Here is a 9,124-nt window from a genome sequence, read left to right as displayed (position 1 = left end):
TCGCTGTCTTCGACCGTCAGGCGGAAGTTGCCGGTGACCCTGGCCTGCGCGGGCTTGCCAAGGCCGTACATGTTGATCGTGGGTTTTGAGGCCGACTGCGGCGCCTTGGCCTTGCCCCCTGCGCCTTTGTGCGCCTCGGCCAGCAGGGCGGCGATCGAGTCGTCCAGCGCTTCAAGCCCTTCGTCGCCCGTCATCTCTTCCTGCTCGGGCAGGTCCATCCAGCCGTATTGGTCCTGCAGCGAATAGGGCTGGGCCACCACGCGCCAGTTGTCGATGGAACCGGTGGGGCAAACGGGAATGCAATCCATGCAGAATTTGCATTTGTCGGCATCCACCACCACGTTCATGTCGTCATGTTCGATGGCCTGTTCGGGGCAGGTCATCTCGCATGTGTAGCAACGGATACAGATTTCGGGGTCGATCAGGTGCTGCTTGAGCGGCTGGTTCATGAACTCTCGCGTCTCTTGGTCAGGATGACGTCGGGCAGAACCAGCGTGTCGATCAGGGCTGCGCACAGCCCGACACAATCGGAACAGCCGACACAGGGGCCTTGCAGCGCGGATACCTGACCAGCGAGAGCCTTGAGATTGGGTGTCTCAGCCTTGGTGCGGTCGATCTGCATTGCGGGTCTCCCCTTCTGAACAAGCCAGGTCCCAAAAAACGGAAAAATGGTGAGTCCGTCAATCCGGTTTTCGTCACATTTTGTTACCGTTAGCGGCACCTGGCCCGGGTTTCTTGTGTTACGCCATGTGCAGTTTCACATATTCGAAGTCGCCGGGGCGATTGTCGATGCCCACCTTGGGCGGCGCGATCCAGCGGGCGTATTGGCCCGGCTCGTAACAGGGTTTCATCAGCGACTGGATGAAATCGCCGTCGGCATGAGTAGGCAGCCAGTCGGGCAGGCCCTTGTCATATTCTGCGCCGCTGACGACCTTGCCGGAGGGATCGAACAGCTTGTCGGCAAAGACGCCGATCTTGCGGTTGAATGCCTCGTGCGGGAGCTTGAGTTCGAAGTCGATGCCCGACTTTTCGATGATCTTGTTCCAGCGCCCAACGCCGCCTGCGGCATCCTTGGTATAATCGTCGCGCAGGCGCATGTTGATCGCGGTCAACGCGGGCACTTGTTTCTGGACCGCCTTGCCGTCCTCAAGATCCCAGACGGTATAGGTGTCGGCCTGAAGCTGGTGGTCGTCGGTCAGGCGGTTTTCCATGTAACGCCCCTTGATGCCCGCGTTGAAGGCATTGGCGGCATTGGTCGACACCTCTTGCCCGAACAGGTCGAGCGACAGGGTGTAATGCAGGTTCAGCTTTTTCTGAATTGTCGGCAGGTCGATCACGCCCAGCGCGCGGATCTTGCCCACGTCATAGGGATCGTCGATGCCGTTTTCCTTCATCACCTCGCAGGTTTTCTGGATGATCCGGCCAACGCCGGTTTCACCCACGAACATGTGGTGCGCCTCTTCGGTCAGCATGAAGCGGCAGGTGCGGCTGAGCGGGTCGAAACCGGATTGCGCCAGCGATTCAAGCTGCATCTTGCCGTCCCGGTCGGTGAAATAGGTGAACATGAAGAAGCTGAGCCAATCGGGCGTTTCCTCGTTGAACGCGCCCAGCATGCGGGGGGCTTCTTCGGAACCCGACTGGCGGCGCAGCAGGTCGTCGGCCTCTTCCCGGCCATCGCGGCCGAAATACTTGTGCAGCAGATAGACCATCGCCCAGAGGTGGCGGCCCTCTTCGACGTTGACCTGAAACAGGTTGCGCATGTCGTAAAGCGACGGCGCGGTCAGCGCCAGCAGGCGCTGTTGTTCGACCGAGGCCGGTTCGGTGTCGCCCTGGATCACGATCAGGCGCTTGAGCAGGTTGCGGTATTCGCCCGGCACCTCTTGCCAGGCGGGTTGGCCCGCGTGCTCGCCGCAGGGGATCATCCGTTCCTCGACCTGCGGCGCCAGGAGCACGCCCCAGCGGTATTCGGGCATCTTGACGTAGTCGAACTTGGCCCAGCCCTTGGGATCGACGCTGACGGCGGTGCGCAGGTAGACCAGCGATTCCTGAAAGTCCCGCGGGATCAGCTTGTTCCACCAGTCGATATAGCCGGGGTGCCACTTTTCCAGCGCCTTGAGCACCTTCTTGTCCTGGCTCAGGCCCACGTTGTTGGGGATCTGGGTGTCGTAACTTACGTTGATCAGGTCAAGCATGTCTTTCCTCCGCCAAGGGCCCGGGCCCCTTATACACGTTCCATGTTGTATTCGCCGCGCAGGCCGGTGCCGTAACGCTGCAATGCGCCTTCGGGACCGACCGCGTTGGGGCGCTGGAAGATCCAGTTCTGCCATGCGGTAAGGCGGCCGAAGATGCGGGTTTCCATCGTTTCGGGACCGGCAAAGCGCAGGTTCGCCTCCATCCCGGTCATCGCGTCGGGCGAGAAGCTGGCGCGTTCTTCCATGAAGATGCGAACCTCGTCCTCCCAGTCGATATCGTCGTAGGCATAGGTGACAAGGCCCTGTTCCTCGGCCTCCTGCGCCTCGAACGGTTCGCCGATGTGGTCCTTCAGCTTGTCCACGGCGCCGGGATCGCCCCAGAAGCGGGTGGCGAGGCGCGACAGGTTGTTGCCCATCGGATAGGTGCCGAAGTTGCTGGCGCTGAGCGTGATGGCGGCCAGCGGGCGGTTGTCGCCCTCGAACTCGTCCAGCATCATGTAGGAACGGTCGACGGCCCAGAGCAATTCGGCCAGCACCCCGGCGAAACAGGAACCGTGTTCGACGATGGCGACAAGGCTGCGCGAGGTCATGTCGACGCGTTTCAGCACGCGTTTCCAGTATTTCAGGATCTCGTTGGCCAGCCAGTGACCGGCGTTGTCCAGAAGCAGCTGTTCATGGGCCAATACGCGGGCCGGGTCGCCCTGGGTCTGGAACACGACGAGACCGAGTTCGCGCTCGTTCAGGCGCAGGTGCAGGATGGCGTCGTCCAGCTCGCGGGCGAGGCGCAGCATCCAGGTGTCCGCGCCCTGGGCCTGGACCGCGCCCATGTCGGCGGGCGCGTCCTCTTGCGGGCCGTTGATGGTGATGGTGGCGCGGCCCGCGGCGCGATCGATTGTGACCTCGACGGTGGAATAGGTGACCGAACCGTCGTCGCCGAAAGTGCGGTTGAGCGGCGTGAGTGCGATGCCCTTGTCCGCCGGCGCTTTGGTCGAGACGGCGGCAAACTCGCGGGCGCGGTCCTGCACCACCTCGTCGAATTTCGAGTTGGGGGCGATCTCGTCGACCAGTTTCCAGTCGACGGCGCGCTGGCCGCGCACGCCCTCTTCGACCGAGCAGAAGACATCGGCCAGATCCCGGCGCACCTTGCGCTTGTCGGTCACGCGGGTCAGGCCGCCGGTGCCGGGCAGAACCGCCAGCAGCGGCACCTCGGGCAATGCCACGGACGAGGTGCTGTCATTGGTCAGCATGATGTAGTTGCAGGCCAGCGCCAGCTCATATCCGCCCCCGGCGCAGGAGCCTTTGACGGCGGCGATGTATTTCTGGCCCGAGTCCTCTTCCGCCGCCTCGAAAGTGTTGCGGGTTTCGTTGGTGAATTTACAGAAGTTGACCTTGTGCGCGTGGCTGGCACCGCCCAGCATCCGGATGTTGGCCCCGGCGCAGAACACGCGGTCCTTGCCGGACTGCATCACCACGACCTTGACTTCGGGATGCTCGAACCGCATCCGCTGCACCACATCGGCCAGTTCGATATCGACGCCAAGGTCATAGGAATTCAGCTTGAGCTCGTAACCCGGAAACAGCCCGCCCTGCTCATCCACATCCATGAAGAGGTTGGCGATCTCGCCATCATACTCGACCCGCCAGTGGCGGTATTTCGAGGGGTCGGTCTGAAAGTCGATGCGTTGGGTCATTTCAGGCTCCTCAAAGGGACATTTCGGTGCAGTTTATTGCGCAGCTCGGGGTTCAGCAAGTAGCAATAGGCAAAATAATGCATATTTTCACGCCATATTTTTCAAAGTATTAGAATCATTAGGCAAAAATGCGTCTTTTTCAGTCATAAAGTTATGCATTATTTTGCACATCCCGAAAATCCGGCCGAATCCGGTCCAATCTCTGGTCCAGTTCACTGGAATCAATGCCGAGAATGACGCCACGGTCCCTGCAACTTTTCAGGTGCTCGCGCGCCAGCTTGACAAGGCGGGCGGCAGCTTGCGGGCGCTGCATCCGGTGTTTCAGGCAGGCGTTTGCAAACTGGATGCAGGCCTGAACGAAATGCCGTTCGACCGAGTTGGGCGGCAGGCTCAGCCAAACCGGCTCCCACACTTCATGGGCTTCCCAGAAACATCCCTGCTCCAGCAGCTCCCACCCGGCGCGCCATGCTTCCGACACAGCGATGTCATTGATGGTCATATCCGGCGTGACGGTGTCGCGGATTGCCGCGAAGGCGTCCGGGGCAGGCCGCGCGGTCAGACCCGGAATGTAAGGCGCCATGTCGCGGGTGACGGTCATGATCAGGCCGTGATGATTTCTGCGGCTTCGATACGCAGAAGGCGGGTGCAGTATTCTGCCACCGCCTCCATCGTCTGTTCGGATGCTTCGCTATGCGGCGCATGACGGCAATCGAGGATCACCGTGTCGACGGGGCAATATGTTCGGGCCTCGATCTCGTCGATCTGCGCCAAGGTGCCGTATTGGTCGTCGCGGCCCTGAATGGCCAGGATGGGCACGCGGATATAGTCGATGACCTCTGCCACGTTCCAGCCTGTAAAATCGGGATCAAGCCAGACATCGCACCAGCCGCGAAATGCCCCTTCGGGATCGCGATGGTATCTGGCCATCCGGTCGCGCAGGTCGGTTGTTTGAAACGCCTCGCGCGCGCGGGCAATCTCGGCCAGACCCATCGGTTCGGTAAAGAAATGCGGCGCTTCGAGGATCAGGCCGCGCACGCGGAAATCCTCGACGCTGCCGGCATAGATCGCGGCGATGGTGCCGCCGTCGGAATGACCAAACAGGATGCAGTGCTGAATGCCCGCCTGATCGAGGATGTGCGGCAGGACATTCACCGCCTCGTCCGTCATGAAATGGATCGGGCGCGGCAGGCTGATCGGATCGGACTGACCGTATCCCTGCCGGGAATAGACCAGAACACCAAGGCCGGTTCGATCTGCCAGAGCCTGCGGGAAATCCCGCCACAGCGCGACGCATCCCAACCCTTCGTGCAGCAGGAGGATGGTTGGCGTCTGATCCGGTGGCGGGCCGTAACAGGCATATTCAAGCGCAACACCATTGACGGTCAGCGGCTGCGAAGGCGTTTGCGCCCAGTCGAACATCACCCGTCCTCCCGCAGTTTGAAGCGCTGAATTTTACCGGTAGCGGTCTTGGGCAGGTCATCAACGAAATCGATCCAGCGGGGGTATTTCCACTTGCCGACCTTGTCCTTGACGAAGGTGCGCAACTCGTCGGCCAGCCCGTCCGAACCATCCTGTTTCAGCACGATATAAGCCTTGGGTTTTTCCAGCCCGTCAGAATCGCGGGCCGCAACAACCGCGGCTTCCAGCACGGCGGGGTGCGAGATCAGGGCCTGTTCGACCTCGAAGGGCGAAACCCAGATGCCCGAAACCTTGAACATGTCATCGGTGCGCCCGCAATAGACATATCGCCCTTCGGAGGTCAGTTCGTATTTGTCGCCGGTGCGGGTCCATTCGCCTTCGAACGTGGCGCGGCTTTTGTCGCGCTTGTTCCAGTAGCCATCGGCGGCGGACGCGCCGCGCACCAGCAGTTCGCCCAGACCGCCGACGCCGACATCGGCGCCGTCCTCGTCGACCAGCCGCACCTCGTAACCCGGAACGGGGCGGCCCGAGGTGCCGTATTCGACATCGCCGGGCGCGTTCGACAGGAAGATGTGCAGCATTTCGGTGGAACCGACGCCATCAAGGATATCGACGCCCCAGAGCCGTTTCCAGCCGCGCCCGATCTCTTCGGGAAGCGCCTCGCCCGCCGAGATGCAGCGGCGCAGTTGCACATCCGGGGCGCCCTGTTTTTCCAAAAGCGCCACGGTCGCGGCGTAAAGGGTCGGGACACCGCAAAAGATGGTGGGCTTTTCGGTGGCGATGATCCCGACCACCCCTTCGGGGGTCGGGCGACCGTTGAATAGGATGGTTTCGGCGCCCACCGACATCGGAAAGGTCATTCCGTTGCCAAGGCCATAGGCAAAGAACAGTTTGGCGGCGGAAAAAATAACGTCATCCGGTTCGATCTGCAGCACCCGCGCACCATAGGTGTCGGCGGTGGCCCTGAGGCTGCCGTGCACATGGCGCACCCCCTTGGGCTGGCCGGTGGAGCCGGAGGAGTAGAGCCAGAATGCGGTGTCGTCGTCCGAGGCCTCGACAGTTTCGGCGGGCGACGCGCCCTGCATGAAGGTATCGAAGCTTTGCGTGCCGTCCGGGGCGGTGCCGATCACCACGATATGGGTCAGGTGGGGCGAAGCCTGGGCGGCGGGCTGCACCACGGGCCACAGCTCCTGCGACACGAACAGGCAGGTGGCGCGGCTGTCGTTGAGGATCACGTCATAAACCGGGGCAGCCAGCAGGGTATTGAGCGGAACAGGAACAACGCCGGCTTTGAGGCAGCCCCAGAAGATCGGCGGAAATTCGATCTGATCCAGCACCAGCATGGCGGCGCGGGCCTCGCGCGGGATGCCGGCGCGGGACAGGGCGCCAGCCACGCGGGCCGAGGCATCGGCCAACTCTCCATAGGTCATGGTGCGCTTTTGCCCGGCGGCCTCGCGAAAGGCAGGGCGGGATCCGTTGCCCTCGCTGACATGCCGGTCCACAAAGTACTGCGCGGCGTTTCCGCTCATGGTCGCTCCTCCCAGTGATGTCCCCGGGGAATGCACGCGGGCGGCCCTGACGACCGGCCCACGCGCACCCTCTCCCCTCGGGTGGCAATAATGCACTTTAAACTCATTTATGCAAGATAGTGCCTATCTGAATTTTCCCTTCATGCATTTTATTGCACATAAATTGTCGCCGGATCGGCCGTTTCGTACAGCCTCTCGACCAGCACGGCGCGGCGGGCGAGCAGTTTGGCGAAGTTCAGGTTGCCCTTGGCCGTGACCTCGCCATCCGCCATCGAGGGCGGTTCGGACAGGATCAGGGCGCGGGTGATGCGGGCGGAAGAGCCTTTGTCGCCGTTGGCCTTGCCGAGCCGTGCCGAGATGTCCGCGGCCTTGTCTCCGGGCAGGAATGCGCCCTCGTGCGCCTTCAGGCCCTTGGACAGCACTGGTGTCGGAAGGATCATCAGGCCGACCTCTTCGCGATCCGGTCCGGTCACGATGACATCGGCGGCCAGCGGCGCAAGCGCGGCAAGCAGTTCGAGGCGCAGCGCGGCGGCGCGCACCCAGATGCCCGAGGCGAGTTTGAAATCCTCGGAGATACGGGCAGCGAAGCGCAGGCCACGATTCATGTCGGCCGCATCCACCAGCGTCATGGCGTCGCCGCTGCAAAAGAAGCCGTCTGTGTCGAACGCCTCGGCGGTCTTGACGGGGTCGTTGTGATAGCCGGGGAAGATGTTGGGGCCTTTGACGCGCACCTCGTACCGCCCGTCCTGTTCGGGGACGAGCTTGACCGTGACGCCCGGCAGCGGTACCCCGACGATACCCGGCAGGTTGGCCGGGACATGCTGGAAGATGCAGGCGGGCGCGGTTTCGGTCATGCCCCAGCAGGTGGTGATCAGGGGCGGTTCCTTTCGCACCTCGAGCGCCATGTCGGTCAGATCCTGCCAGACATCGGGTGCCAGTGACGCGCCCGCATAGAACAGCATGTCGAGATCGGCGAAGAAGTTGCGTTTCAGCGCCTCATCCTGCCGCATCTCGTTGCGGAGCTGGGCAAAGCCCACTGGCACGTTATAGGCGATGGTACCGTTCATCAGGCGGTTGTTCTCGAAAGTCTTGCCGATCAGCGCCGGAGCGGGCTTGCCGCCGTCGATATAAAGCGCACCGCCGAAAGCCAGCATCTGGTTGAAGTTGTTCGAACCGCCAAAGACATGGTTCCAGGGCAGCCAGTCCACCAGGCGCGGCGGGCGTTCTGAGAGGAACGGCAGGGCCTGCGTGTATTGCGCCTGATTGGCGCACATCATGCCCTGGGTCGTCAGAACGCCCTTGGGATTCGACGTGGACCCGGACGTCATCAGGATCTTGGCCACCGTATCCGGGCCGACCCGCGCGGCGGCGGCGTCGATATCGGCACTGGCGGCTGCAAGGTCGGAGAGCAGGGACATCCCCTGCCCTGCGTTGCGTGAAACTGCAATCTGGCGTCCGCCCATGCCCTCCATGCCAAGGGCTGCGGCGAAGGTTTCGCCATCCTCGGCATAGATCATCGACGGGCGGATCAGGTCGAGGATGTGGTGCAGTTGTTTGAGCGCGCCGGGAATCAGGGAATATTGCTCGGCCACCGGCACCGTGGGAATCCCGACATATTGCGCGGCAAGGCTGAGCAGACCGTGGTCGACGCTGTTGCCCGAGAGGATGAGGATGGGCGTATCCGACCCCATACCGCGCGACAGCAGACCGGCGGCAAGGGCGCGCACCCGGTCCAGCGCCTCGGCATAGCGCAGTTCGCGCCAGCCCGGTCCGCTGCGTTCGGCCAGAAACACCGCCTCGGGACAGGCGGCGGCCCAGTGGTGCAGCCAGTCGGTCGTCTTGTGGGCGGGTTCGGGCAGCTCATGGGCCGAGCGCAGGAGGATCGCGCCATCGACCCTGTCCTCGCGGATAACGTCATGTGCAACATACTGTGCCATCGCCCTCTCCCACGCCGCCGCGTTCCGGCTGGGCCGGTGCGCGACAGGTCAGACCGGGTTGAACGTTCTCAGCCCGGCAATAGAAACAACGTGATCACCGGGAAGGCGACAAGGATGATTACCCGGATGATGTCGGAGGCCACGAAGAACAGAACCGCCTTGTAGGTGTCGATCATGCGCGTTGTCTGATCCATGGCGTTGATGATGAACAGGTTCATGCCCACCGGCGGTGTGATCAGGCCGACCTCGACCACGATCAGCACGAGGATGCCGAACCAGATGGCGACCTGTTCCGCCTCGATCCGGTTGGCCATGCCACGGGTGACGCGAATGCCCAGCTCTTTCATCTGTTCGCG

General features: G+C 62.5%; 9 protein-coding genes. All 9 read right to left on the bottom strand.

Annotation, left to right across the window (positions count from 1 at the left end; all coding sequences use genetic code 11):
• Positions 1 to 449: 4Fe-4S binding protein (locus AC2FNB_RS19410; RefSeq protein ID WP_496748466.1), on the bottom strand; the 449-nt coding region annotated here is incomplete at its 3' end.
• Positions 446 to 622: a hypothetical protein gene (locus AC2FNB_RS19405; RefSeq protein ID WP_480748526.1), complete on the bottom strand. Its 177-nt coding sequence runs from the start codon at positions 620 to 622 to the stop codon at positions 446 to 448. The genes AC2FNB_RS19410 and AC2FNB_RS19405, both read right to left, overlap by 4 nt.
• A 118-nt stretch (positions 623 to 740) precedes the next feature.
• Positions 741 to 2,192 carry a benzoyl-CoA 2,3-epoxidase subunit BoxB gene (boxB, locus tag AC2FNB_RS19400; protein ID WP_480748525.1) on the bottom strand — a complete coding sequence of 484 codons (1,452 nt, stop codon included), beginning with the start codon at positions 2,190 to 2,192 and terminating at the stop codon, positions 741 to 743.
• A gap of 29 nt (positions 2,193 to 2,221) precedes the next feature.
• A complete protein-coding gene (gene boxC / locus AC2FNB_RS19395; protein ID WP_496748465.1) occupies positions 2,222 to 3,883 on the bottom strand; it encodes a 2,3-epoxybenzoyl-CoA dihydrolase in 1,662 nt (553 codons plus the stop codon).
• A 151-nt stretch (positions 3,884 to 4,034) separates the two neighbouring features.
• Positions 4,035 to 4,481, bottom strand: coding sequence for a DUF309 domain-containing protein (locus tag AC2FNB_RS19390; protein ID WP_496748464.1), 447 nt, complete (start codon positions 4,479 to 4,481; stop codon positions 4,035 to 4,037).
• A gap of 2 nt (positions 4,482 to 4,483) precedes the next feature.
• On the bottom strand, positions 4,484 to 5,302 hold the full coding sequence (locus AC2FNB_RS19385) for an alpha/beta fold hydrolase (RefSeq protein ID WP_496748463.1): 819 nt from the start codon (positions 5,300 to 5,302) through the stop codon (positions 4,484 to 4,486).
• Positions 5,302 to 6,831 carry a benzoate-CoA ligase family protein gene (locus AC2FNB_RS19380; protein ID WP_496748462.1) on the bottom strand — a complete coding sequence of 510 codons (1,530 nt, stop codon included), beginning with the start codon at positions 6,829 to 6,831 and terminating at the stop codon, positions 5,302 to 5,304. The genes AC2FNB_RS19385 and AC2FNB_RS19380 overlap by 1 nt, the downstream gene beginning before the upstream one ends.
• 149 nt (positions 6,832 to 6,980) lie before the next feature.
• Entirely contained in the window at positions 6,981 to 8,768 is a 1,788-nt protein-coding gene (locus tag AC2FNB_RS19375) for a feruloyl-CoA synthase (RefSeq protein ID WP_496748461.1), read from the bottom strand.
• 68 nt (positions 8,769 to 8,836) lie between these two features.
• Positions 8,837 to 9,124, bottom strand: a 288-nt coding sequence (locus tag AC2FNB_RS19370) for a TRAP transporter large permease subunit (RefSeq protein ID WP_496748460.1), incomplete at its 5' end; no start/stop codon positions are given.

The organism is Ruegeria sp. BHSB058 (assembly GCF_059613285.1).
This window is presented reverse-complemented; position numbering and strand designations above follow the sequence as displayed.